This window comes from Nocardia sp. NPDC055002 (assembly GCF_053608825.1).
In genome coordinates this window covers 143824-168080 of the sequence record NZ_JBSGWE010000005.1, presented here as the reverse complement: position 1 = coordinate 168080, position 24257 = coordinate 143824, and the positions used below count along the sequence as shown (strand labels likewise).

General features: G+C 68.1%; 22 protein-coding genes. 12 read left to right on the top strand and 10 right to left on the bottom strand.

The annotated features are described in order from the left end of the window. The first annotated feature begins 66 nt into the window (after positions 1–66). Positions 67–867: a DUF6585 family protein gene (locus ACWF99_RS21950; protein WP_378633860.1), complete on the top strand. Its 801-nt coding sequence runs from the start codon at positions 67–69 to the stop codon at positions 865–867. A 357-nt stretch (positions 868–1224) separates the two neighbouring features. Here the strand turns inward: ACWF99_RS21950 and ACWF99_RS21945 are convergent, their stop codons facing one another. The 4 genes from ACWF99_RS21945 to ACWF99_RS21930 form a co-directional block, all read right to left on the bottom strand. Continuing rightward, the gene (locus ACWF99_RS21945) at positions 1225–1566 is read right to left on the bottom strand and encodes a type II toxin-antitoxin system PemK/MazF family toxin (RefSeq protein ID WP_378633857.1); all 342 of its coding nucleotides are present in this window, start codon (positions 1564–1566) and stop codon (positions 1225–1227) included. Next, positions 1560–1910 carry a hypothetical protein gene (locus ACWF99_RS21940; protein WP_378633855.1) on the bottom strand — a complete coding sequence of 117 codons (351 nt, stop codon included), beginning with the start codon at positions 1908–1910 and terminating at the stop codon, positions 1560–1562. Before ACWF99_RS21940 ends, ACWF99_RS21945 begins: the two co-directional genes overlap by 7 nt. A gap of 138 nt (positions 1911–2048) precedes the next feature. Beyond that, on the bottom strand, positions 2049–3677 hold the full coding sequence (gene groL / locus ACWF99_RS21935) for a chaperonin GroEL (protein ID WP_056816261.1): 1629 nt from the start codon (positions 3675–3677) through the stop codon (positions 2049–2051). Positions 3678–3917: 240 nt separating this feature from the next. Next, positions 3918–4649 carry a Clp protease N-terminal domain-containing protein gene (locus tag ACWF99_RS21930; RefSeq protein ID WP_452537244.1) on the bottom strand — a complete coding sequence of 244 codons (732 nt, stop codon included), beginning with the start codon at positions 4647–4649 and terminating at the stop codon, positions 3918–3920. A 72-nt stretch (positions 4650–4721) separates the two neighbouring features. Here ACWF99_RS21930 and ACWF99_RS21925 point away from each other — a divergent pair, with 72 nt between their 5' ends. Then, positions 4722–5981 carry a hypothetical protein gene (locus tag ACWF99_RS21925; RefSeq protein ID WP_452537243.1) on the top strand — a complete coding sequence of 420 codons (1260 nt, stop codon included), beginning with the start codon at positions 4722–4724 and terminating at the stop codon, positions 5979–5981. On the opposite strand, the gene ACWF99_RS21920 is transcribed toward ACWF99_RS21925, so the two are convergent. The 5 genes from ACWF99_RS21920 to ACWF99_RS21900 all read right to left on the bottom strand — a co-directional run bounded on the left by ACWF99_RS21920 (position 5962) and on the right by ACWF99_RS21900 (position 10016). Continuing rightward, complete coding sequence (locus tag ACWF99_RS21920) at positions 5962–7044, bottom strand: NAD(P)/FAD-dependent oxidoreductase (protein ID WP_378633846.1); 1083 nt, start codon at positions 7042–7044, stop codon at positions 5962–5964. The genes ACWF99_RS21925 and ACWF99_RS21920 overlap by 20 nt on opposite strands. An 84-nt stretch (positions 7045–7128) precedes the next feature. Then, positions 7129–8046, bottom strand: a complete 918-nt coding sequence (locus ACWF99_RS21915) for an RNA polymerase sigma-70 factor (RefSeq protein ID WP_452537242.1) — start codon at positions 8044–8046, stop codon at positions 7129–7131. A gap of 35 nt (positions 8047–8081) precedes the next feature. Next, the gene (locus ACWF99_RS21910) at positions 8082–8963 is read right to left on the bottom strand and encodes a CDP-alcohol phosphatidyltransferase family protein (RefSeq protein ID WP_378633841.1); all 882 of its coding nucleotides are present in this window, start codon (positions 8961–8963) and stop codon (positions 8082–8084) included. Then, positions 8960–9673 (bottom strand): phosphatidylserine decarboxylase, encoded by a 714-nt coding sequence (locus ACWF99_RS21905; RefSeq protein ID WP_266294043.1) that lies wholly within the window; start codon positions 9671–9673, stop codon positions 8960–8962. The genes ACWF99_RS21910 and ACWF99_RS21905 overlap by 4 nt, the downstream gene beginning before the upstream one ends. Before the next feature lie 70 nt (positions 9674–9743). Further along, positions 9744–10016 carry a GlsB/YeaQ/YmgE family stress response membrane protein gene (locus tag ACWF99_RS21900; protein WP_101465422.1) on the bottom strand — a complete coding sequence of 91 codons (273 nt, stop codon included), beginning with the start codon at positions 10014–10016 and terminating at the stop codon, positions 9744–9746. Positions 10017–10249: 233 nt separating this feature from the next. On the opposite strand from ACWF99_RS21900, the gene ACWF99_RS21895 reads away from it, so the two are divergent. The 5 genes from ACWF99_RS21895 to ACWF99_RS21875 all read left to right on the top strand — a co-directional run bounded on the left by ACWF99_RS21895 (position 10250) and on the right by ACWF99_RS21875 (position 15239). Further along, positions 10250–11275, top strand: coding sequence for a beta-ketoacyl-ACP synthase III (locus ACWF99_RS21895; protein WP_378633836.1), 1026 nt, complete (start codon positions 10250–10252; stop codon positions 11273–11275). Between the two features lie 188 nt (positions 11276–11463). Further along, positions 11464–11655 carry a hypothetical protein gene (locus tag ACWF99_RS21890; RefSeq protein WP_378633833.1) on the top strand — a complete coding sequence of 64 codons (192 nt, stop codon included), beginning with the start codon at positions 11464–11466 and terminating at the stop codon, positions 11653–11655. Between the two features lie 33 nt (positions 11656–11688). Continuing rightward, positions 11689–13356 (top strand): FAD-dependent oxidoreductase, encoded by a 1668-nt coding sequence (locus ACWF99_RS21885; protein WP_378633831.1) that lies wholly within the window; start codon positions 11689–11691, stop codon positions 13354–13356. Between the two features lie 70 nt (positions 13357–13426). Continuing rightward, positions 13427–14899: an ATP-binding protein gene (locus ACWF99_RS21880; RefSeq protein WP_452537241.1), complete on the top strand. Its 1473-nt coding sequence runs from the start codon at positions 13427–13429 to the stop codon at positions 14897–14899. Then, positions 14892–15239, top strand: coding sequence for a UBP-type zinc finger domain-containing protein (locus tag ACWF99_RS21875; protein ID WP_378633825.1), 348 nt, complete (start codon positions 14892–14894; stop codon positions 15237–15239). Before ACWF99_RS21880 ends, ACWF99_RS21875 begins: the two co-directional genes overlap by 8 nt. Before the next feature lie 7 nt (positions 15240–15246). Here the strand turns inward: ACWF99_RS21875 and ACWF99_RS21870 are convergent, their stop codons facing one another. Further along, on the bottom strand, positions 15247–15711 hold the full coding sequence (locus ACWF99_RS21870) for a hypothetical protein (RefSeq protein WP_452537240.1): 465 nt from the start codon (positions 15709–15711) through the stop codon (positions 15247–15249). Between the two features lie 76 nt (positions 15712–15787). Here ACWF99_RS21870 and ACWF99_RS21865 point away from each other — a divergent pair, with 76 nt between their 5' ends. The 5 genes from ACWF99_RS21865 to ACWF99_RS21845 all read left to right on the top strand — a co-directional run bounded on the left by ACWF99_RS21865 (position 15788) and on the right by ACWF99_RS21845 (position 24254). Further along, the gene (locus tag ACWF99_RS21865; protein ID WP_452537239.1) at positions 15788–18028 is read left to right on the top strand and encodes an AAA family ATPase; all 2241 of its coding nucleotides are present in this window, start codon (positions 15788–15790) and stop codon (positions 18026–18028) included. A gap of 72 nt (positions 18029–18100) precedes the next feature. Further along, positions 18101–19378 (top strand): hypothetical protein, encoded by a 1278-nt coding sequence (locus ACWF99_RS21860; protein WP_452537238.1) that lies wholly within the window; start codon positions 18101–18103, stop codon positions 19376–19378. Positions 19379–19492: 114 nt separating this feature from the next. Next, on the top strand, positions 19493–22282 hold the full coding sequence (locus ACWF99_RS21855; RefSeq protein WP_452537237.1) for a Na+/H+ antiporter subunit A: 2790 nt from the start codon (positions 19493–19495) through the stop codon (positions 22280–22282). Further along, positions 22279–22662: a Na(+)/H(+) antiporter subunit C gene (locus tag ACWF99_RS21850; protein WP_378633812.1), complete on the top strand. Its 384-nt coding sequence runs from the start codon at positions 22279–22281 to the stop codon at positions 22660–22662. Before ACWF99_RS21855 ends, ACWF99_RS21850 begins: the two co-directional genes overlap by 4 nt. Further along, positions 22659–24254: a Na+/H+ antiporter subunit D gene (locus tag ACWF99_RS21845; RefSeq protein WP_378633810.1), complete on the top strand. Its 1596-nt coding sequence runs from the start codon at positions 22659–22661 to the stop codon at positions 24252–24254. The genes ACWF99_RS21850 and ACWF99_RS21845 overlap by 4 nt, the downstream gene beginning before the upstream one ends. Positions 24255–24257 lie beyond the last annotated feature (3 nt).

The window sequence follows — 24257 nt, the reverse complement described above, 5'->3', positions numbered from 1 at the left end:
CGGTGGCAATATTCCGCCGGTTCGCATACGCTTCGCCGCGGATGAAAACGCCTCTTGGAGGGACGAGTGATCACTCCGAACAGGCCGGAGGACGTAGCCGATGCTCGGCACGCGGTGCCGTTGACCCAACTGATACACCTGATGGCGGAGTATCAGCATCTCGGCGCGCACCGTGACACCTTTCTCGCCACCCCCGCCGACGACACCTTCGTGCGCGGCTGCGGCATCGTCGCGGGCTGTATCGCCACCATCGGCATCATCGTCGCGGCCGTCGGCGGCTGGCAGGGCGGCGTGGCACTGCTCGTGATCGCCGGCGCGCCCGTCCTGCTCGCACTGCACCGCGGGGTGGTCAACCGGCAGAACCGCGCCGCCCGTATCGACCTGTTCGACCAGGGCGTCACCGTCTACCGCTCGGGTCAGCGCGTGGCCGGATTCCGGTGGGACAGTACCGAAGTGCGTCAGCACGCGATTCCCTTCCACGACACCACCCCCGTCACCTACCTGCTGGAACTGTCGGGCCCCGGCGGTGTCGAAGCGACCATCGACGAAGAGGGTTTCGCCCGCGCCCGCGAATGGGCCCGCGCCATCCAATCCGCCGTCACCGCAACCCAGCTCCCCGCCGCGGTGGCCGCCATCGACAACGGCGAAACCGTCCCCTTCGGCGACCTCTCCCTCTCCCTCGACGCCCTCACCTTCCGCGGCGACGCCCTGTCCTGGGAAGACATCCAGCTCATCGACGCCCGCAGCGGCCACATCCGCATCAAACTCTCCGGCGTCTGGATGTCCCTCGCCCCCGTCAGCACCATCCCCAACTTCTACATCTTCAACGAACTGGCCGAACGCCTGCGATTGACTCCGGTCGTCTGAAGCCCATATGCGCTGGCCTGTCCGTCACCTACCATTCCCACATGCCTCGTAGCGCTGCCGCATCAGGCGATAGCTTCCCGTACCGAAGCCAGACAGTCTGCTACATCGAAGTCCACAATGACGGGACAGTGGCCCAGGGCGTAGATCCCGATGCGTGGCGTCGAGCCAAAGCCGGTCATTCGCGGTTTGGCCGGGCGAGTGGCGAAGCGACCTGTTCGAAGTTGACATAGTGAGCGTGCGCTACTTCCGGAGGCTGGGGAAGTAGCCGCGGAGTAGATCCTGAATCCGCTGTCTACTCGATGAGAACTCGGCGCAAGAGCCTTACTTGACGCACGCCTGTAATGGAAAGTAGAGCACTCAGGGTTGCAGCCCGAGAATCAGGCGGATCGAAACCTCTACTCTCCGCAGCTCCCCCGGCGCGAGCACGCCGAGTTTGCGCCGCAGCCTCGGCTTCGCGACGGTGTGCAGGTCTGCGCAATTGACGTACGACTCTTTATATTTGGTCAATCCAGAGTCCGGGCCCACCGGAACATGGGTCGCGTCAGGACCGGATGTGCCAGTGATGACGGCGACGGTCACCGCAGACAGTGGTGCCGCGATCCGGTTGATGGTCAGTACGACCACCGGATGGGGGCCGATCGGCGATGCCAATGCACACGACCAGACCTCACCCCTTAGCGCACTACCGGCGATCACCACTGCATCTCGTCGGCAGCGGCGAGCTCGGATTCATTCGGCTCGATGACGCCGTCCGGCAGCGGAGCCTGTCCGTCCCCATAGAACGTGCGGATCTCCTCGGCTGCACTGACCTCTGTGGCTTCCCGTACCAAGAGCCGCAGCCCTTCCCGCAGCGCATCAGATGTCGACTCGAGATGCAGAGTCCGCATGACCTCCTCCAAGGCCTGCACTTCATCACCTCGAAGCCTGACCTGCGCCAGGCGACCGGCAGAGGGTGCCGCGTCACGGCTGGTCTTCTTCCTGGCGACCTTCCGTTTACGAGTTGCCGCGACGTTTCCATCGCCAGCCTGTCGTACAAATGTCATACACCCAGTGTGGGCCGCCTTGGTGCGCTGGTCAAGCTCGCTTGCGAATCGGAGCAGCCGCCCCGGAACACGCCGAAGGCCGGTCCACCGTGGTGGACCGGCCTTCGTGACTTGCGTTGGAACCAGCTGATCAGGAGATCAGAAGTCCATGCCGCCCATGCCGCCGGTGGGGTCGCCACCTGCGGGGGCGGACTTCTCCGGCTTGTCGGCGACTACTGCCTCGGTGGTGAGGAAGAGCGCGGCGATGGAGGCCGCGTTCTGCAGGGCCGAGCGGGTGACCTTGACCGGGTCGGCAACGCCGGCGGCCAGCAGGTTCTCGTAGACACCGGTGTCGGCGTTCAGGCCTTCGCCCTCGGGGAGGTTGGAGACCTTCTCGGCCACGACGCCGGGCTCGAGGCCCGCGTTGAAGGCGATCTGCTTGAGCGGAGCCGACAGCGCGACGCGCACGATGTTGACACCGGTCGCCTCGTCAGCGGTCAGGCCGCTGAAGCCGTCGAGCGCGGGGGCGGCCTGCAGCAGCGCGACGCCACCACCGGCAACGATGCCCTCTTCGACGGCGGCCTTGGCGTTGCGCACGGCATCTTCGATGCGGTGCTTGCGCTCCTTGAGCTCGACCTCGGTGGCGGCACCGGCCTTGATCACCGCGACGCCGCCGGCCAGCTTGGCCAGACGTTCCTGCAGCTTCTCACGGTCGTAGTCCGAATCCGAGGACTCGATCTCGGCGCGGATCTGCGCCACGCGGCCCTTGATGGCCTCCGCGTCGCCGGCACCCTCGACGATGGTGGTCTCGTCCTTGGTGATGACGACCTTGCGCGCGGTGCCGAGCAGCTCGATGCCGGCGGTCTCCAGGGAGAGGCCGACCTCTTCGCTGATGACCTCGCCACCGGTGAGGATGGCGATATCGGCCAGCTGGGCCTTGCGACGGTCACCGAAGCCCGGCGCCTTGACGGCGACAGACTTGAAGGTGCCACGGATCTTGTTCACGACCAAGGTCGACAGGGCTTCGCCCTCGACGTCCTCGGCGATGATCAGCAGCGGCTTGCCGGCCTGGATGACCTTCTCCAGCAGCGGCAGCAGGTCCTTGACCGTCGAGATCTTGGACGAGACGAGCAGGATGTACGGATCCTCGAGGACCGCTTCCTGACGCTCGGGGTCGGTCACGAAGTAACCGGAGATGTAGCCCTTGTCGAAGCGCATGCCCTCGGTGAGCTCCAGCTGGAGCCCGAAGGTGTTGCTCTCCTCGACGGTGATGACACCTTCCTTGCCGACCTTGTCCATCGCCTCGGCGATGAGCTGGCCGATGGCCGGGTCGCCCGCGGAGATACCAGCGGTAGCAGCGATCTGCTCCTTGGTGTCGATCTCCTTGGCGGTGTCGAGCAGCTTGGCGGTGACGGCCTCGACGGCCTTCTCGATGCCACGCTTCAGGCCGAGCGGGTTCGCGCCGGCCGCGACGTTGCGCAGACCTTCACGCACGAGCGCCTGGGCGAGCACGGTGGCGGTGGTCGTACCGTCGCCCGCGACGTCGTCCGTCTTCTTGGCGACTTCCTTGACCAGCTCGGCGCCGATCTTCTCGTACGGGTCCTCGAGGTCGATCTCCTTGGCGATGGACACACCATCGTTGGTGATCGTGGGGGCGCCCCACTTCTTCTCGAGTACGACGTTGCGACCCTTCGGGCCCAGCGTCACCTTGACAGCGTCGGCGAGGGCGTTCAGACCCCGCTCGAGACCGCGACGGGCCTCTTCGTCGTACGCAATTGTCTTGGCCATTGCGTTGAGATCCTCCACATGTCTATGGCTGACACACGAGACGACCACAGGTTGGATCGCCCCAAAGTACGCTGGCCAGGAGGTGCCCGCGACGGACGACCGAGGGTGTCGATGGAACCCGATCTCACCGTCCCGACCTGGCACTCAACAGTCACGAGTGCCAAGCCATTTTTAGCACTCAGGTGGTGAGAGTGCAAGGTCGCGCCCAGCGCGGTGGACACACCGGGCGCGCCCGCGTCCTCAGGTCTCGTCCTGCACCGAAGCCAGGAACTGATTCAGCAGCTCGACGAGCTCGGCTTCTACGACGGCCTTGTCAAGGCCCAGACCGCTGAGTACGCCCGCACCGTTCTCCTGTTCCAGCAGAGCCAGCAGGATGTGCTCGGTGCCGACGTAGTTGTGACCGAGCCGCAGCGCCTCGCGAAAGGTGAGCTCGAGGACCTTCTTCGTGTCGCCGTCGAACGGGATGAGCGCGGGCACGTCACCGTCGGCGGCGGGCAGCGAGGCGGTCGCGGCATCGCGCACGGCGTCCAGCGAGACCCCCCTGGCGATGATCTCCTTGGCGGCCAGACCTTCCGACTGGCCGATCAGGCCGAGGATCAGATGCCCGAGCGCGATCTGGCCGCTCCCCGAGGCGCGGGCCGCCTCCTGCGAGCCGACGACCACCTGCCGGGCCCGGTCGGTGAACTTGGCGAAGCCTGCCTGCGGGTCCATGGCGGCTGTGTCGCTCGGCCCCTTGGGCACGAATCGTTTCTGCACAGCCTGCTTGCTGACGCCCATGCTGGCGCCGATGTCGGTCCAGGAGGCGCCGGAACGGCGGGCCTGGTCGACGAAGTGGCCGATCAGGTGGTCGGCGGTCTCGCCGAGGTGATTGGCGGCGACCACCGCGTCGGAGAGTTGGTCGAGGACGTTGTCGGGGCGGGCCTTCTTGATGCCGTCGATGAGGTCGTCGAGGCGAAAGTTCGGAGTGCTCATGCGTCAACCATAGGTTGACGATGCTGGGTCGTCAACGATTGGTTGACGGCAAATTCCTGGCAGAGTGTCGCCATGGGGAGAATTCGGCGCTGGGCGCCGCGCGTGGTGGGGATCATCGTGACGGCGGCGTGCCTGATCGGGGCCGGGCGACTGCTGTGGCCACAGCCGGGGCTGGACGAGGAACCCGGATCGACCGCACGCCAGTTGGCCTTCGTACGTGATGCGCTCGACGGCGGCTCGGATACCGCTGCGCAGCAACTGTTTCCGGAGGGATACGTCTTCTCGAACGTGCTCTACGGTCTCGCCTGGGTACAGGCCGCGCACACCGATCCGGGACTGCGCGAGGACGCGCTACGCGAAGCACGATGGGCGCTGGCCAGAACGGAATCCGACGAGGGCCGTGCGGTTTTCAGTCCCGGGTTGCAGCCCGCGTACGGAGTGTTCTGGGCCGGGTGGACCAACTGGTTGCGAGGCGCGATCCTGTCGCTCGATCACTCCGATACTGCTGCGGTGCAGCAGTTCTCCACACACAGCGCCGAGATCGCACAGGCGTTCTCCGCGGCCGGCACACCGTTTCTCCAGGCTTATCGAGGTCAGGCGTGGCCGGTCGATTCGACCGTCGCGGTGGCTTCACTTCGCCTGCACGACACGCTGTTCGGGGCGCAATACACCGGGGTGATCGATCGCTGGCTCGAGCAGGCCGAGACCCGCCTCGACCCCGCCACCGGGCTACTGCCGCATCAGGTTTCACCGACCGACGGATCGATGCAGACCGGCGCCCGGGCGACCTCACAGACGGTGATGCATCGGTTCCTGCCGGAGATCGACCCGACTTTCGCGCGAAGCCAGTACGCGCGCTATCGCGACCGATTCGTCGCGCACCCCGGCGGTTTCGGTCCCGCCGTTCGCGAATACCCGAAGGGCGTCGACGGCAGCGGTGATGTCGACTCGGGACCGCTGGTAGCCGGGATCAGCCTGTCCGCCACCGTCGTCGCCGTCGGAGCGGCCAGGATGAACGGTGACGGCGCGCTGGCCGCCGCGATCGGATCGGAAGGCGAGCTGATCGGGTTGCCGGTCGATCTTCCCTGGTCCAAACGCTATGCGTTCGGGCTGCTGCCGATCGGGGACGCGTTCGTGGTGTGGTCGTCGACAGCGCGACCGCTCACGGCCGCACCGGCGATGGCCGAATACGACCTGCGCTGGTGGTGGCGGCTGCCATGGCTGGCCCTGCTCGGCCTGATCGCTCTCGCGCCATGGGCATGGACGTCGGCCCGCCTCCTGCGAGGGCGGGCCGAGCGCCATGCGATCGGACTTACCGCAACCCCACGGTGAAGGCGGTTCCGCGCACGATCAGTTCCTTCATCACCACACCGATGCGACCGGTGAACACCGTGTTCGTGGGGGTGTCGTCGGCCTTGACCAGTTGCAGCACCGCGTCACGGCGGCCGAGGCTGATGCACTGCGCCACGTAGCGGCCCTCCATCGGCTCCGGTTCGCGACCCCGCGCCCGCGCTGTGATCGCCCCGACCACGTACTGCCCGGCGGGAATCGCTGTCGCGCAGGCCATCCGCAGTGGGCGCCCGTCCACCCCCGTCATCAGCGCGGCGTCGCCGACGGCGTAGATGTCGGGGTGCGACACCGAGCGCAGCGTGTTGTCGGTGCGGATGCGACCGTCGGCCGCGACCTCGAGACCCGCGCGCCGAGCGAGATCGGGAACGGTGAACCCGGTGGTCCACACGGTGGTGGCGGCGGGCACCAGGGTGCCGTCGGCGAGCCGGACGGCATCGGGCAGCACCTCGACCACCTTGACGCCGGAACGGATTTCGACGCCGAGACGGGTGAGCGCGGCACGGATCGCCTCGTGCGCGCGCGGCGAGAGCCACGCACCCGGATCCTCGGTACCGAGCAGGCTGATCCGCGAATCCGGCTGCGACTCAGCGAGTTCGGTGGCCAGTTCGATGCCGGTCGGGCCCGAGCCGACGATGACGATCTGGCCCGACAGTTCCGTCAGGTCCTCGGCGGTGGCGACGAACTTCGCGTGCTCGGCCGCCCCGGGCACGGCGTCGCGGTCGGCCTGGCTACCGAGCGCGTAGACGAGGGTGTCGTAGTGCAACGTCCACTCGCCGTCCAGGGCGACGATCTTGCGATCCGGGTCCAGGTCGGTGACCCGCGCCTGAAGGAATTCGATGCCCTTGCGTCCCAGCGACTTCCGCAGGTCGAGCCGCTTGACCGGCTGACCGGCGGCGGCCTGGTGCAGACGCACCCGCTGCACGAATTCGGCGCGGCCGTCCACGACGGTGATCTGGGTGTCGCGAGTCTTCTTCGCGAGGGCGCGGGCCGCGGTGAGTCCCGCGTACCCGGCGCCGAGGACGACGATCCGATGCTGACCGGTCATGGTGTGGCTCCTTCTCTCGAAATGCCTACACACACCAGACCGATCAGCCCCCGAGTTCCTGACAGGTTCTCGAAGTGATCTGGATCACACGGTTACGGCGCCCAGTTTGATCGGGTTCACGACCGTGCGGACCGCCGCGATCGAGCCCGCTTCGTCGAAGTCGAATACGAGTACACCGGCCGGAATCTCGTCCTGGATCAGGATCAGGCCCACGTCGCCGTTGATCTCGGTGAATTCGAACCGCGACGTGGGGCTGAGGAAACGCCGCAGGTTGGACAGGTAGCGCGCGACCACATCGCCACCGACCACCGGGATCTTGGCCGCGACCACCCGGCCGCCGCCATCGGCGACCGACACGACGTCGTCGGCGAGCAGTTCGCGCAGACCGTCCACATCGCCGGTAGAGGCCGCTTGCAAGAACTTCTCGATCATCGTGCGCGCGTGCTCGGCCGACACCACGAAGCGCTGTTTACCGGTGCGCACCCGCTGACCGGCCCGATGGAATATCTGCTGGGTGTTGGCCACGGTGAGATCGAGCATCTCCGCGATCTCGGCATGGGAGTAGCCGAACGCCTCGCGCAGCACGAACACGGCGCGTTCGATCGGGCTGAGCCGTTCCATCGCGGTGAGCACCGCCAGCGAGACCGATTCGCGTTCCTCGACGGTCCCCAGCGGGCCGAGCGCGCCGCCGCCGGTCGGTACCGGCTCCGGCAGCCACTGCCCGACATAGGTCTCGCGCCGGGCCCGAGCCGAAACGAGCTGGGTGCGACACAGATTCACGGTGACGGTCGTCAACCACGCTTCGATATTGGCGATCTCGGCGCGGTCGGCCAGCGCCCACCGCAGATAGACCTCCTGCACGACGTCCTCGGCCTCACTCGCCGCACCGAACATGCGATATGCCAGCGAGAACAGCCGCGGCCGATGCTCCATGAACTCGGTGATATCGGCGGCCGGCGCCGCGGAGTCCTCGGGCGGAAGAGGTGGTGTTGATGGCTCCATGTCGAAACGTCCAGTCGCGAGGGTCGTATGCCTGGTCAGTCGTCGTTGCGCGGGCGACGCAGGCGCAGGCGCGCCGATCCACGGATCGCCGGTCGGCGGATCGCGGGCATCCGTCGCTGCGCCCGCCGTTGTGCCCGCCGCTCAGCCGGCTTGTGCTGCCAGGTCTCCGGACGGGCGGCCACCCAGCGGGCCGACCGCCAGGCGAACGGAATGTGCGCGAGGTAGAGCGCGACCAAGATCAGCAGCAGCACGATCGGGTACGTGACCAGCAGCGCGGCGGCCAGCGCGGTGAGCACCAGCAGCCCGGCCGCGGCCTGCGGAGCGACCGACACCGACTTCATCGCCAGGGTGGGGATGGTGCTCACGCACAGCAGCGCGGCGAAGACCGTCCAGGCGGCGACGAAGGCGAACCCGTCCCACCAGCCGTCGCCGAACTGCACCTTCAGGGCGATCGGCACCAGCGCGATCAGCGCTCCGGCGGGCGCGGGGACACCGACGAAGTACTCACGCGCCCAATTGGGCCGGGAATCGTCGTCGAGCAGGGTGTTGAAGCGGGCAAGGCGCAAGACCAGGCTCACCGCGAACAGCAGCGCGACGATCCAGCCCGCACTGTTGCCGTCGAGCAGGGTCACGTAGATGACCAGCGCGGGCGCGACGCCGAACGAGATCGCGTCCGAGAGCGAATCGAGTTCGGCGCCCATCTTGCTGGTGGCGTCGAGCATGCGCGCGAGCCGCCCGTCGAGCGTGTCGAGCACGGCGGCGGCACCGACCATCGCCAGCGCGATCCCGAGTTCACCGTCGAGCCCGAACTTCACTGCCGACAGGCCGGCGCACAGCGCGAGAATGGTGACGACGCTCGGCAGCAATCGCACCGAGCGGGGCCGTTTGCGCGGTGCTGTGCGAGCCTGTTCGATCATCCCAGCACAGCCAGGACTGTTTCGGCCCCGATCGTGCGCTGCCCGGGGGCCACCAGCAGTTCGGTGCCGACCGGGAAGTACGTGTCGACGCGAGACCCGAACCGGATCAGGCCGTAGGTGTCACCGATGGTGAGCAGGTCACCGACGCGCGCATCGCAGACGATGCGCCGAGCCAGCAGTCCGGCGATCTGCACCACGACGACCTGCTTACCGTCGGCAGTGTCGATGACCATGCTGTTGCGCTCGTTGGCGTCGGAGGCCTCCGGCAGATCGGCCGAGAGGAACTTGCCCGGCTGATGCAGGACCTCGCGCACGGTGCCGGACACCGGAACGCGCTGCACGTGCACATCGAGCACCGACAGGAAGATGCTCACGCGCGGCAACGGCTGATCGCCGAGTCCGAGCTCGACGGGCGGCACCGCGGTGTCGACCAGCGCCACTTCACCGTCGGCGGGCGCGACCACGATGCCCGCCCGGTTCGGCGGCACGCGATGCGGGTGCCGGAAGAAGGCGGCGCAGGCGGCGGCCGAGGCCAGACCGGCCCGGCGCACCCATTTGTTGCGTCCGCCGATCACCGCCACCGCCAACGGCACCGCTACGAACGGCAGTCCGGCGGGATGTAGTGGGGGTACAGCGGCCCGCACCAAGTCGACGACATGTCCGACGCCGGTGGTATCGGGCGTGCCGGGCGGGGTGGGGCGGCGTGCCACGGGCTCCCTCTTTCGTGTGATGACTACAAGCGATCACACCTTACGGGAAGCCCGGGGCAAGCACCTGTGGTCAGTGGACCGATTTACGCCCGGTGAACAGCTTCACCAGGTACAGCAAAACGCAGGCGCCCACCAGACAGGTGATGAAGCTGAAGATCCAGCCCGCGCCTTCGACATCGACGCCGAACAGACTCAGCACGAAGCCGCCGAGCAGCCCGCCGATGATTCCGACGACGATATTGAGCAGGATGCCCTGCTGTGCGTCGGTCTTCATGAACTTGCTCGCGATCCAACCGGCCAGACCGCCGATGATGATCCAACTGATGATGCCGAGTCCGAGCATGCTGTCCTCGATCCCTCGAAGGGTCGGCGAGCAATCGCCTTGTCACCAAGATACCCCCGGCTGCGCTGTGACAATCGACACTCTGATCATGAGGCGCTAATATGAGGAAGCCTCATGTCTGAGCGTTCACATGGTGTCCACGTACGGGTCACGGGCGATGAGGGACAGATTTCGATGCTTCGGGTACACCCAGCGGTGCTGCCGCAGGTTGACAGGTACATAGGAGACGCACAATGGCTCGAATCGCCCAGACGACGGGTACTGAGCACACCGCGATCCTCGGATTGGGCGTCTACCGCCCGGCTCGGGTGGTCACCAACGACGAGGTAGCGGGGCCGATCGACTCCAGCGACGAGTGGATCCGCACCCGGTCGGGAATCAACACCAGACGCTTCGCCTCGGATGAGGAAACCATCCAGTCCATGAGCGTCGCCGCCGCGCGCGACGCGATCGCCGCCGCCGGGGTGCAGGTCGACCAGATCGACTGCGTCATCGTGGCGACGTCGACGCATCTGGTGCTCACCCCGGCAATCGGCCCGCGCATCGCCACCGAGCTCGGCATGACCGGCTCGGCCGCCTTCGACATCTCGGCGGGCTGCGCCGGGTTCTGTCACGCGCTGGGCATGGCATCCGACTTCGTCCGCACGGGGACCTCGAAACACGTGCTGGTGATCGGCGTCGAAAAACTCAGCGTGACCATCGACTTCACCGACCGCGCGACGGCCTTCCTGTTCGCCGACGGCGCGGGCGCGGTCATCGTCGGCCCGTCCGCCGAACAGGGCATCGGCCCGACCGTCTGGGGATCGGACGGCACTCAGCACCATGCCATCGGCCAGACCAAGGACTGGGTGGAGTTCTTCGACGAGATCGAGGAGAAGGGCACCGACGCGGTGCGCCCCTACCTCACGATGGAGGGCACCGCGGTGTTCCGCTGGGCCGCGCACTCGCTGGAGAAGGTGTGCCGCGACGCGATCGACCGCGCGGGCCTGACCACCGGCGACCTCGACGCGATGATCCCGCACCAGGCCAACGGCCGGATCATCGAGATCATGGCCAGGGTGCTCGAGCTACCGGAGCACTGCGCGCTTGCCAACGACATCGAGGATTCCGGCAACACCTCGGCAGCATCGGTCCCCCTCGCGATGGAGGCGCTCTTGCGCAAGGGCGAGTCGAAGCCTGGCGACACCGCGCTGCTGATCGCCTTCGGCGCCGGGCTGTCCTATGCGGCACAGGTTGTCACCATGCCCGCCTGGAAATAGCTGATCAGCAAATCTCACAAAACCGGGGTGGCCTGCGCCGCAGCAGGCCACCGACCGGTTGGCTCGCCGTGTCCACCTTGTCCCGCTTGCACCAACTCGGACATGCTGGCAAACTTTTCGCTACGACGTTTGCTGATCGACGAAGCTCAGCCTCCAGCGTTCCCGTCGTCAACCCGAGGTGATCGGCCGTGAAACTGCGCTCACTCCTGCCACGCAGGCACATCAACGAGGTCCCGCTCCTGCCGAGCATCGGACCGGACGACGCCTTCGCGCTCCCCAGCGCGTTCGTGCCCCGCGGCACCCGTCTCAAACGCGAGGAACGCCTCGAACGCCTCCTCACTCCTACCGAACTCGACCTGGTCCTCCACCACCAGCTCTGACCGCTACCTCGCAGCAGGGGGATACTCGATCGGGTGAGCACTCCCTCGGTAACCAAACCGGCCATTCTGAGCGTTGACGACGATCCCGGCGTATCGCGCGCCGTGGTGCGGGACCTGCGCCGCCGCTACGGCGCCGATTACCGGATTCTGCGGGCCGAATCGGGACCGCAGGCACTCGAGGCGCTGCGGGAGATGAAACTGCGCGGGCAGCCCGTGGCGGTGCTGATCGCCGATTACCGGATGCCCGGCATGGACGGGATCGAATTCCTCGAGCAGGCGATGGATCTGCACCCGTACGCACGCCGGGTGCTGCTCACCGCCTACGCCGACACCGATGCCGCGATCGACGCGATCAATGTCATCGATCTCGACCATTATCTGCTCAAGCCGTGGGACCCGCCGGAGGAGAAGCTGTACCCGGTGATCGACGGGTTGCTCGAGGTGTGGCGCAGCGCCGAGCAGCGGCCCGTGTACGAGACCAAGGTCGTCGGCGATCGCTGGTCGCCGCGGTCGTCGCAGGTGCGAGAGTTCTTGGCGCGCAATCAGTTGCCGTATCGGTGGTACCCGGTCGACGAGCCGGAGGGCACCCGGTTGCTGGAGGCGGCAGGCGCCGATCCGGCGGCCTGTCCGGTGGTGATCACGGCCGCGGGCACCGCGCTGATCCAGCCGACCGACAGCGAGCTCGCCGAAAACGTCGGGCTCACCGTCGAACCCAGCGGGGACTTCTACGATCTGATCGTGGTCGGCGGCGGACCCGCCGGACTCGGCGCGGCGGTCTACGGTGCGTCGGAGGGCTTGCGCACGGTGCTGGTCGAGCGCACGGCCACCGGCGGACAGGCGGGGCAGAGCTCGCGGATCGAGAACTATCTCGGATTTCCCGACGGGGTCTCGGGGTCACAGCTGGCGGATCGGGCGCGGCGGCAGGCGGCGAAATTCGGCGCGGAGATCATCACCACTCGCGATGTGGTCGCGCTCGAGATCAACGGGTCGGCGCGCACCGTGCGATTCGCCGATGGCGGAAAGCTGTGCGCGCATACGGTTCTGATCGCTACGGGCGTGGACTATCGACGTCATCCGGCACCGGGTGTGGACGAATTCACCGGGCGCGGTGTGTATTACGGTTCGGCGATGACCGAGGCGGCCGAGTGTGCCGAGCAGGAGGTCTACATCGTCGGCGGGGCCAATTCCGCCGGACAGGCGGCGGTGTTCCTGTCCCGCAACGCCCGTCGCGTGCACCTGGTCGTCCGGGGCGACTCGCTGGACAAGTCGATGTCGCACTATCTCGTCCGGCAGATCGCGGCCATCCCCAACATCGTCGTACACACCGAGACCGAGGTGGTCGGCGTCGACGGCGACACACACCTGGAACGCATCGTTCTGCGCGACAACAGCACCGGCACCGAAGACAAGGTCGACGCGCAACGGCTGTTCCTGTTCATCGGCGCCGCGCCGCAGACCGGCTGGCTCGACGGCGTCGTCACCCGTGACGCCGCCGGATACGTGCTGGCCGGGCCAGACCTGATGGTCGACGGCGCGCGACCACCCGGCTGGGAACTGCCGCGCCCACCGCAACACCTCGAGACCAGCGTCCCCGGCGTGTTCGTGGCGGGCGATGTGCACGCCGAATCCGCCAAGCGGGTCGCCTCGGCGGTCGGCGAGGGCGCGATGGCGGTCATGCTCGTCCACCGGTACCTGGCATGAGAGGTCAGCGGCCGGAGGCGGTAGCGGAGCGTAACCACGCAGGCCGCCCGATCATGCCCATCGAGACAGCATGAGTGAGGACCTTATGATCTGCGATCCGGAAGAACTGCGCACTCTGTTCCTGTTCGAGAAGCTCGACGACTCCCAGCTCGCCGAACTGTGCGCTATCGGGCGCATCGAGTACGTCGAACCGGGCCCGGTGTTCCGCGAGGGCGAACCCGCCACCTGCTTCTACGTGCTGATCGACGGCGAGGTCCGGCTGACCAAGCTGTCCGGCGGTGTGGAGATCGAGATCAACCGCACCGACCATCGCGGGGTGTACGCGGGCGCCTGGATGGCCTACCTGGGTGATCGGACGAACCAGGACTACAACGGCTCGATGTACGTGCTGCGCCGCTCCCGGTTCCTGGTCATGGACGCGGCCGATTTCTCCCGGATCATGCACGAGTGGTTCCCGATGGCCGTGCACCTGCTCGAGGGCGCGTTCTTTGGCGGGCAGAAGTCGAACCAGCGGATCGCCGAACGCGAACGGCTGCTCGCCCTGGGATCGCTGTCGGCCGGGCTCACCCACGAACTCAACAATCCCGCCGCCGCCGCGGTGCGCGCCACCTCCGGCCTGCGCGAACGCGTCGCCGGGATGCGGCACAAGCTGAAGATGATGGCCGAGGGCAAGTTCCCGGCCGACGCGCTGGTCAAGCTCGTCGAGATGCAGGAGCAGGCCGCCGATCAGGTCGCGAAGGCGCCCGATCTCAGCCCCCTGGAAGCGGCCGATCGGGAGGACGCGCTGGCCGACTGGTTCGAAGAGCGCGGCATCGCCGACGGCTGGAATCTGGCGCCGACCTTCGTGCAGGCGGGCCTGGACACCGACTGGCTGGAGGGCGTGCACGCGACCCTGGAAGCCTGCCAGGCGCCGGTGTTCGAAGGGGCCGTGCGCTGGCTGAACTACACCATCGAGACCGAGTTGCTGATGAACGAGATCTTCGACTCGACCACCCGCATCTCCACTCTCGTCGGGGCGGCCAAACAGTACTCGCAGATGGATCGCGCGCCCTATCAGGTCGTCGACCTGCACGAACTGCTCGATTCCACCCTGGTGATGCTCAACCGCAAACTCGGTGACGGCATCCGCGTGGTGAAGGACTACGACCGCGCGCTGCCGCCAATCCCCTGCTTCGCCGCCGAACTCAACCAGGTGTGGACCAACCTGATCGACAACGCGGTATACGCGATGGGCGGCGAGGGCACCCTGACGATCCGCACCTTCAAGGAGAACGACTGCGCCGCCATCGAGATCGGGGACACCGGGCCTGGCATTCCCCCCGAGGCGCGGGGCCGGATCTTCGAGCCGTTCTTCACCACCAAACCGGTCGGCGACGGTACCGGTCTCGGCCTCGACATCTCGTTCCGGATCGTGGCGAACAAGCACAACGGTGACATCCGGGTGGAATCGGAACCCGGCAACACGCGGTTCATCGTCCGCCTGCCGCTGCACCCGGCGGCGGAGGATGTCAGCACACCTACTACAGGAGGTCAGGATGGCTGAAGCGGGGATCGATCCGAGCGTGCCGCCCAGTGGCGCCGGTTGCGTCGAATGCGACGCGAGCGGCGGCTGGTGGGTACATCTGCGCCGCTGTGCCGAATGCGGGCACGTCGGCTGCTGCGACAGCTCTCCCAGCAAGCACGCGACGAAGCATTTCGAGGCCACCGCGCACCCGTTCATGCAGAGCTACGAGCCGGGCGAGGACTGGTTCTACAACTTCGCCAGCGGCGAGATGTACAGCGATGGTCCCGAGCTCGCCGCGCCGACCAGTCATCCCACTGATCAATCCGTCCCCGGACCGGCCGCGCGGGTGCCCGCGAACTGGCAATCGCTGCTGGGCTGAGCCAGGACTAGGGCTTCATCCCGGCGGCGTCGGCTACCGGCTTGTCGGCATTGGCCGGCACGAGGCAGACCAGCTTCACGGTGCTGAGCGCCACGTTGGGGCTACCCTCGAACGGCCCGCCGGGGTGTGCCGCGAGGACCTGATCGATCGCCTTCTTCTCGCCGTCGGAATCGAGCGAGGTGAACTGCGCGCAGGTGATGTCGGCGCCCGCCGCGGCCGGCGTCGGCGCCACGCTCGACGTGGGCGCCTTGGTGGTGGTGGCGGGCGCGCTGGAGCTCGGCGTGCCCTTGCGCAGCCCGCTCGCATCAGCGGAGTCGTCGGACCCGCACCCGACCAAGGTCAGGGTCAGAGCCCCGGCGGCCAGAACGGCGAGGGAGATTCGGTTCATCTGCTGCTTTCCCCGGTAGATCGCGGCGCCGGCACCTCCGGCGCGTCCGGTGCAGCGTACCGACTGGCGGCGATAGTTCGTCATGTCCGCCAGAATGGCCCGCTGACCTTGCGGTCGGCCTATCGATTCCTGATCGCGCCGCGAAGGGCAGAATGGGGCGGTGGCTGAACTTTCGCTCACCGCCCGGCTCAATCCCTCCGCAGCCGACGCTCGTCGCGGGGTGGTGCGCCTGCACCCCGAGACGCTCACCGCGCTCGGCCTGCGCGAATGGGACGGCATCGCGCTGATCGGCGCGCGCAGGACCGCGGCGGTGGTGGCGAAGGCGCCCGCGGACAGTCCGCCGGGGGTGGCGCTGCTCGATGACGTGACGCTGTCGAATGTGGGATTGCGGGAGAACGCGGCGGTGACTGTCGCCCCGGTGACGGTCTTCGGCGCCAGGCAGATCTCGCTGAGCGGCTCGGCGCACGCTGTGGCCAGCATCCCGGCGGCCACCCTGCGGCAGGCGCTGCTCGGCAAGGTGGTGACCGTCGGTGACACGGTATCGCTGCTGCCGCGCGATCTCGGACCCGATATCAGTTCCGTGGCGGCCACCCAGGCGCTCTCGCGTGCCTTCGGGATCGCCTGGACCACCGAACTGCTCACCGTGACGGCGATCGAGCCCATGCCGGGACCGGTGAGCGTGCAACCGAATTCGGCCGTCGGCTGGGGTGCGGGTGCGGCAGCGATCCAGCACACGGTGGAACGTGACGGCGATGTGCGGCCTTCGAGCAAGGCGGGCCAACAATGGTTTTCGGAGCCGGATCAGCCGGGATCCGCCGCGGTGAAGGTGAGTTCGGGCAGCACGCCGGTGCAGATCGAGGATCTGGCGGGTGTGCAGAGCCAGGCGGCCAAGCTGGCCGAATGGCTGAGCCTGGCGCTCGATGAGCCGGAGTTGCTGAAGACGCTCGGCGCACCGGCGCACCTCGGTGTCCTCATCACCGGGCCCGCCGGGGTCGGCAAGGCCACCTTCGCCAAAGCTGTTGTCGCACCGCGTCGTATCGTCGAGCTCGACGGGCCGAGCGTCGGCGCGACCGAGAGCGGCACCCGGCTGCGTGAGGTCGCCGAGGCGGTGGCCGATGTCGCCACCGGGCAGGGCGGCGTGCTGCTGATCACCGATATCGACGCGCTGCTGCCCGCCGAGGCCGAGCCCGTCGCCACCCTCGTTCTCGACCAGCTGCGGGCCGCGGTGCGCGCACCGTGCGTCGCCCTGCTGGCCACCACCGCCCATCCGACACAGGTGGATTCGCGGCTGCGCGCTCCGGATCTGTGCGATCGCGAACTGGCATTGCCGCTGCCCACCGCGGCGATCCGGCGGGCGCTGCTGGAACAGCTGCTGCGCAAGGTGCCGGCGGGAAAACTGGACCTCGATGTGATCGCCTCGCGCACACCTGGTTTCGTGGTGGCCGACCTGACCGCGCTGTGCCGGGAAGCGGCCGTGCGCGCGGCGGGCCGGGCCAGCCGCGAGCACACCGACCCCGAACTCGTCCAAGACGATCTGATCGGCGCGCTCGACGTGATCCGGCCGCTGTCCCGTTCCGGCACAGAGGAATTGGCGATAGGCTCGCTCGACCTCGACGACGTCGGCGACATGATAGAAACCAAACAGGCACTCACCGAAACAGTGCTGTGGCCGCTGCGCCACCCCGACTCCTTCGCCCGCCTCGGCATCGAACCGCCGCGCGGGGTCCTGCTCTACGGGCCACCCGGCTGCGGCAAGACCTTCCTGGTGCGGGCGCTGGCCGGGACCGGCCAGCTCAGCGTGCACGCGGTGAAAGGCGCTGAGCTGATGGACAAGTGGGTCGGCTCCTCCGAACGCGCGGTGCGCGAGTTGTTCCAGCGGGCCCGCGACTCCGCACCCTCGCTGATCTTCCTCGACGAGGTCGACGCGCTCGCCCCCCGACGCGGCCAGAGCAGCGACTCCGGGGTGTCGGACCGGGTGGTCGCCGCGCTGCTCACCGAACTCGACGGCGTCGAACCCCTGCGTGATGTGGTGGTGGTCGGCGCGACCAACCGCCCCGAACTGATCGATCCCGCGCTGCTGCGGCCGGGCCGGCTCGACCGGCTCGTCTTCGTACCGCCACCGGACGGCCCGGCCCGGCTCGAGATCCTGCGCACGGCGGGGCGCTCGGTACCGCTGGCCCGGGATGTCGACCTGGCCGCGCTGGCAGAGGATCTCGACGGCTACTCGGCTGCCGACTGCGCCGCCCTGCTGCGCGAGGCCGCGCTCTCGGCCCTGCGCCGCGATATGGCCGCCGCCGACGTCACGGCCGAGGACGTGGCCACAGCCCGCGCGAGCGTGCGGCCATCCCTGGACCCCGAGCAGGTCGAATCGCTGCGTCGCTATGCCGAGAGCAGGGCTTGAGGCCGAAATCGCCACCCTGATCCGGCCGCGACATCCCCGGTGGAGGTGTGTGTCGCCGGTAACGTCGGCACGGTGCCCAAGATCGGTGATGGTCTGGACGTGGTCACGGCGTTCGCCGGCGCCGCGGCCGCGGGGATGTCGCTGTTCCTGCCGTTCAGCTTCGGCGACGATTCGTCGATCGATTCGCCGTACCGCGTCACCAGTCTGATCAACAGCGTTCCCCGCGCGGCCGCACTCGGTCTCATCGTCGCTGTCGTCGTCGCCGTGCTGGCCAGGCCGATCACCCGGCCGGGGCTGATCTGGCTCACCGCGACGGGCGGGGCGGCGGCGCTGGCGATCAACTACTTCATCGGCGAGGCGATGACCTCCGCCGACGTACTCACCACCCAGAACTACATCGACTCGCTGTGCGGCGGTGTGCTGTTCGGGGCGCTGTGCATCTGCGCGTGGCGGATGCGCTGGTCCGCGGTCGGTTTCGGGCTCGGGGTCCTGGTCGTGTTCGTCTACGGCGAAGTCGTGGCGGTGTTCACCTCGAACGCCGCGGCGACGGCGGACAAGGCCGTGCACACCCCGTTCTGGCTGGTCGGCTCCGCGGTCGTGCTGCTGGCGGTGAACACCGCGCGCCATCGGCACGGCATCATGCTGCCCGCGGTGCCGCGGATGGCGGCGGATCTGCCGATCGCCCCGATCATCGCCACCACGGTGCTGTCGCTGTCGCTGCTGATCGCCACCGAGTGGCTGGGCCGCGAGTTCGACGCCCGCCGCGGGACCTCCTGGCAGGTCGCGCTCGCCGTGATCGTCACGATCGTGGCGGCGTTCGTGGCCGCCGCGCTGCTGCCCGGCCGCGACGGCACCGGTGTGCTGATCGCCGTGAGCGTCGCCGCCGCGGCCGATTCACTCAGTGACGCACCCCGCCTCGGCTGGCATCTCGTCCTCGTCCTTGTGGTCGGTGCGGTCGCCATCCTGGCGGGCCTGCGGTGGGCGACACCGTGGGGCGTGCTGCTCGGCGCCGCCGTGATCTGCGGTTTCGCCATTGTGGCCGAACGTCTTCCGTGGGCGTTCGTGTGGACGGCCGGGGTGGTGCTGCTGACCTGTGTCACCGGTTTCGCCATCGGCTCGATCCGGGTCAGCTACCTGCCGAGCGCGATGCTGGGGCTCGGCGCGCTGTACCTGCCGTCGATCCTGTGGTCGATTCCCACCGGGCAGCGGCACTGGCCGACGGGCAGCACCGCCGTCGCCGATCGAGTGCCGGGGCAGGTGGCATTGGCCATCACCGTCGGCGCCGCGGCCGGACTCGCGGTGCTCTATCAGATCCGGCCACCCGCGCAGCCACGGGCGGCGCAACCATAGCCGGACCGCTCGCGACATGGCCGACGCGACAACCTCGGTGCCGCCGAACATCCCGTCCGCGCCCGTAGGATCGGGACGCGCTACTCGACCGCTACCTACCCGACGGAGGGGGAGTTGCTAGCCGTACTGCTCGTTCACGCACTGGCCGCCCTCCTGGCCCCGCTGTGTGTACGAGTGCTCGGCCGCAACGCTTTCTACCTGCTCGCCCTGGTACCGCTGGGCAGCCTGGGGTGGGTGATCGCGTACTGGGGAACCACTGTGCGCACCCATGTGCAATGGGCGCCGCAGATCTCGATGGACATCGATCTGCGTTTCGATGCCCTGTCCGCGGTGATGTGCACGCTGGTGCTCGGCGTCGGCGCGCTGATCCTGGCGTACTGCGGGCGGTACTTCGAGCGTGACGAGGCCAGGCTCGGGGTGTTCGCGGCCGAGCTCACCGGGTTCGCCGGCGCCATGTTCGGGCTCGTCACCAGCGATAACATGCTGCTGCTGTACGTGTTCTGGGAAATCACGACGGTGCTGTCGTTCCTGCTCGTCGGCCACTACGCCGAACGCGCGGTCAGTCGAAGGGCCGCGATCCAGGCGCTGCTGGTGACCGGCGCGGGCGGGCTGGCGATGCTGGTCGGCATCGTGGTCCTCGGGTTGCGCTACGACAGTTTCCTGCTCTCGGACCTGCTCGCGGCGAGCTCGGTCCCGGACGGAAGCGCGGTGTCGGTCGCGATCGGCTTGGTGCTGATCGGGGCGATCAGTAAATCGGCGATCGTGCCGCTGCACTTCTGGTTGCCCGGCGCGATGGCGGCGCCGACACCGGTGAGCGCGTATCTGCACGCCGCCGCGATGGTGAAAGCCGGTATCTACCTGGTGGCCCGGCTGGCGCCCGCGCTCGCGCAGACCCCGCCATGGCATCTGATGCTGCTGCCGCTCGGCATCGCCACCATGCTGCTGGCCGGGTGGCGGGCGATCCAGGTACACGATCTCAAGCTGGTGCTGGCGTTCGGCACCGTCAGCCAGCTGGGTCTGATGATCACGATGATGGGCATCGGCACGCCCGACGCGGCGCTGGCCGGGCTCGCTCTCCTGGTGGCGCACGGGCTGTTCAAGGCGTGCCTGTTCATGGTGGTCGGCATCATCGATCACGGCGCGGGGACCAGGGATCTGCGCAGACTGTCCGGGCTCGGCCGGCGTGCGCCGGTGCTGTGCGCGATCGCGGTACTCGCCACGCTCAGCATGGCCGGGCTGCCGCCGCTGCTCGGTTTCGTCGGCAAGGAGTCGGCGCTCGGCGCGCTGTGGTCGGCCGGGATACTGAGTCCGCCGGTGCGGTTCGCGCTGCTGGCCGGGGTCACCGTCGGGTCGGCGTTCACCGTGGCCTACAGCATCCGATTCGTCTGGGGCGCTTTCGGAGTCACCGCGAATCCCGAGCGCGCGGTCACCTGGCACGCACCCGGCCCGCTGCTGCTCGGTCCGCCCGCGGTGCTCGCGGTGGCCGGGCTGGCCGGGGGTCTCGACACCCAGGCGGTCGATCGATGGTTGAGCCCGTACGCCGAGTCGCTGCCGGGCGTACTCGACACCCATCTCGCCCTCTGGCACAGCTTCACCGGACCGCTCGCGCTGACGGTGGTCATCGTCGCGGCCGGTATCGCCCTGTTCCTGATCCGCGGCCGGATCGGCGAACCCGCGCACCCGCGTCTCGGCAACGCCGATCGCAACTACGACGCGGCCCTGCGCGCGATGGACCGACTGTCGTTGCGCATCACCGGAACTGTGCAGTCGGGTTCGCTGCCCGCCAGCCAGGCCACCATCCTCGGCACACTCATCGTGTTGCCGACGGTGATGCTCGCGATCGGCACGCGGACCGGAGTGCAACTGCGACTGTGGGATTCACCGTTGCAGGCGGCGATCGGAGCGATCATGATCGCGATGGCGCTGGCCGCCACCGTCTTGCGCAACAGGTTGGCCAGCGTGCTCGTGGTCGGGGTGACGGGCTACGGCTGCGGCGTGATCTTCGCGCTGCACGGCGCCCCCGATCTCGCACTGACCCAATTCCTGGTCGAGACACTGACTCTGGTCGTCTTCGTGCTCGTGCTGCGCGCGTTCCCGGCGGAGATCGCCGAAAGCCAGGGCACGGCGTTCAAGTTCCGCCGGGCACTGCTGGCCATCGGCGTCGGCATCACCGTCCCCGTACTCGCCGCGTTCGCCATCGCCGCCAGGCACGGCAACCCGATCTGGCATGCCATCCCCGATGCGGCCTATCGGATCGGCGGGGGCAAGAACGCGGTCAACGTCCTGCTGGTCGACATCCGCGCCTGGGACACCCTCGGTGAGATCTCGGTGCTCGTGGTCGCCGCGACCGGCGTCGCGTCGCTGGTCTTCCGCAGCCGCCGCTTCGGCAGCGCACCCCGCGCCGCCGATTCCCCGAACTACGACCCCGACGCGGTGAGCTGGCTGCCCGCCGCCCGCCTCCTCGATCGCCGCGATCGCTCGATGGTCCTGCAGATCACCACCCGCCTGGTCTTCCCCACCATCATGGTGCTGTCGGTGTACTTCTTCTTCTCCGGCCACAACGCGCCCGGCGGCGGCTTCGCGGGTGGCCTGGTCGCCGGATTGGCGCTGACCCTGCGCTATCTGGCGGGTGGCCGATACGAACTGGGCGAAGCGCTCCCGGTCGACGCCGGGCACCTGCTCGGCGCCGGCCTCACCCTCGCGGCGGGCACCGCGACCGCGTCGCTCCTGCTGGGCGCACCGCCCCTGTCCTCGGCGATCATCGAGGTGACGCTGCCGCTGCTCGGCCACCTCAAACTGGTCACCGCCATGTTCTTCGACCTCGGCGTCTACCTGGTGATCGTCGGGCTGGTGCTGGACGTCCTGCGCAGCCTCGGCGCCCGCCTGGACAAGGAAATCCCATGAGTGCCGACCTCGTTCTCCTGATCACCATCGGCGTGCTCACCGCGTGCGGTGTCTACCTGCTGCTCGAGCGGGTGGTGTCGAAGATGCTGCTGGGGATGATCCTGCTCGGCAACGCGGTGAACCTGCTGATCCTCACGATGGGCGGCCAGGACGGGAAGCCACCGATCCTCGGCAGCGCCGACACCTCCCCCGACGGCATGGCCGATCCCCTCGCGCAGGCGATGGTGCTCACCGCGATCGTGATCACCATGGGCCTGGCGGCTTTCGTGCTCGCGCTGGCCTATCGCTCCTACATGCTGACCACCACCGAAGACGTGACCAACGACCCCGAGGACGCCCAGGTCGCCGCCCGCCGCGAACGGGAGGATCCCGAACAGTGACCCTGTCCCCGGAACTGCTGCCCGCCATCGCCGCACTGCCCGTGCTGGTTCCGCTGCTCGCCGCCGCGGCGACCCTGGTGTTCGGCCGCCGCCCACGGCTCCAGGCGATGATCACGCTCACGGCGCTGTCGGTGGTGCTGCTGATCAGCGCCCTGCTGCTGTATCTCGCCGACCGCGACGGCACCACCGCGGTGCAGGTGGGCGGCTGGCCGACCCCGATCGGGATCACGCTGGTGGTCGACCGGCTCAGTGCCGCCATGCTGCTGGTCTCGGCCTTCGTCCTGCTCGTGGTGTCGATCTACGGTGCGGGACAGAACATCTCCGACGGTGGCGAACACCAGCCGACCTCGATCTACCGGCCGACCTATCTGATCCTGACCGCGGGCGTGTCGACCGCGTTCCTGGCGGGTGACCTGTTCAACCTGTTCGTCGGCTTCGAGGTCCTGCTCGTCGCCTCGTTCGTGCTGCTCACCGTGGGCGCCACCGAGGAACGGATCCGCACCGGCATCGCCTATGTGATGGTGTCGATGGTGTCGTCGCTGATCTTCCTGATCGGCATCGGCCTCACCTACGCGGCGACGGGCACGCTGAATCTCGCGCAACTGGCCGTGCGCCTGGAAGCGACGCCCAGTGGCGTGCGCACCGCCTGCTACGCGGTACTGCTGGTCGCGTTCGGGATCAAGGCGGCGGTGTTCCCGCTGTCGAGCTGGCTGCCCGACTCCTACCCCACCGCGCCCGCGCCGGTCACCGCGGTGTTCGCCGGTCTGCTCACCAAAGTCGGTGTGTACGCGATCATCCGCACGCACACGCTCTGGTTCCCCGACGGCGCGTTCGACGACATCCTGCTGGTGTGCGGACTGGCGACGATGATCGTCGGCGTCCTCGGCGCCATCGCGCAGACCGATATCCGGCGACTGCTCTCGTTCACACTGGTCAGCCATATCGGGTACATGGTGTTCGGTATCGGCCTCGCCACCACCGCGGGCCTCACCGGCGCGGTGTTCTACGTGGCCCACCACATCCTGGTGCAGACCGCGCTGTTCCTCGCCGTCGGACTGATCGAACGCCAAGCCGGCTCGGTGTCGTTGCGCCGGATCGGCGGACTGGCGACAGCCAGTCCACTGCTGGGCGTGCTGTTTCTTGTCCCGGCCCTGAATCTCGGTGGTATCCCGCCCTTCTCGGGATTCATCGGCAAGGTCGCACTCCTGGAAGCCGGTGCCGCCGAGGGCAGCGTCCTGGCGTGGGTGCTGGTCGCGGGTTCGGTGATCACCAGCCTGCTCACGCTGTACGCGGTGGCGCGGGTCTGGAGCAAGGCGTTCTGGCGACCACGCGAAGAGGCGCCGGAAGGTCATCTCACCGCGGCGAATCTACCGACACTGGTGGAGGATTCGACCGATGTGTACTACGAGGACCGCACCGATCCCGGCCGGATGCCGGTGCTGATGGTGCTGGCCACCATCGGGCTCGTCTCCGCGGGACTCGCGCTCACGGTGTTCGCCGGACCGGTCCTCGGCATCGCCGAGCGCGCCGCCGACGACCTGAACGACCCGTCGGTCTACATCGACTCGGTCCTCGGCCCGGTGCTGCGATGAGCC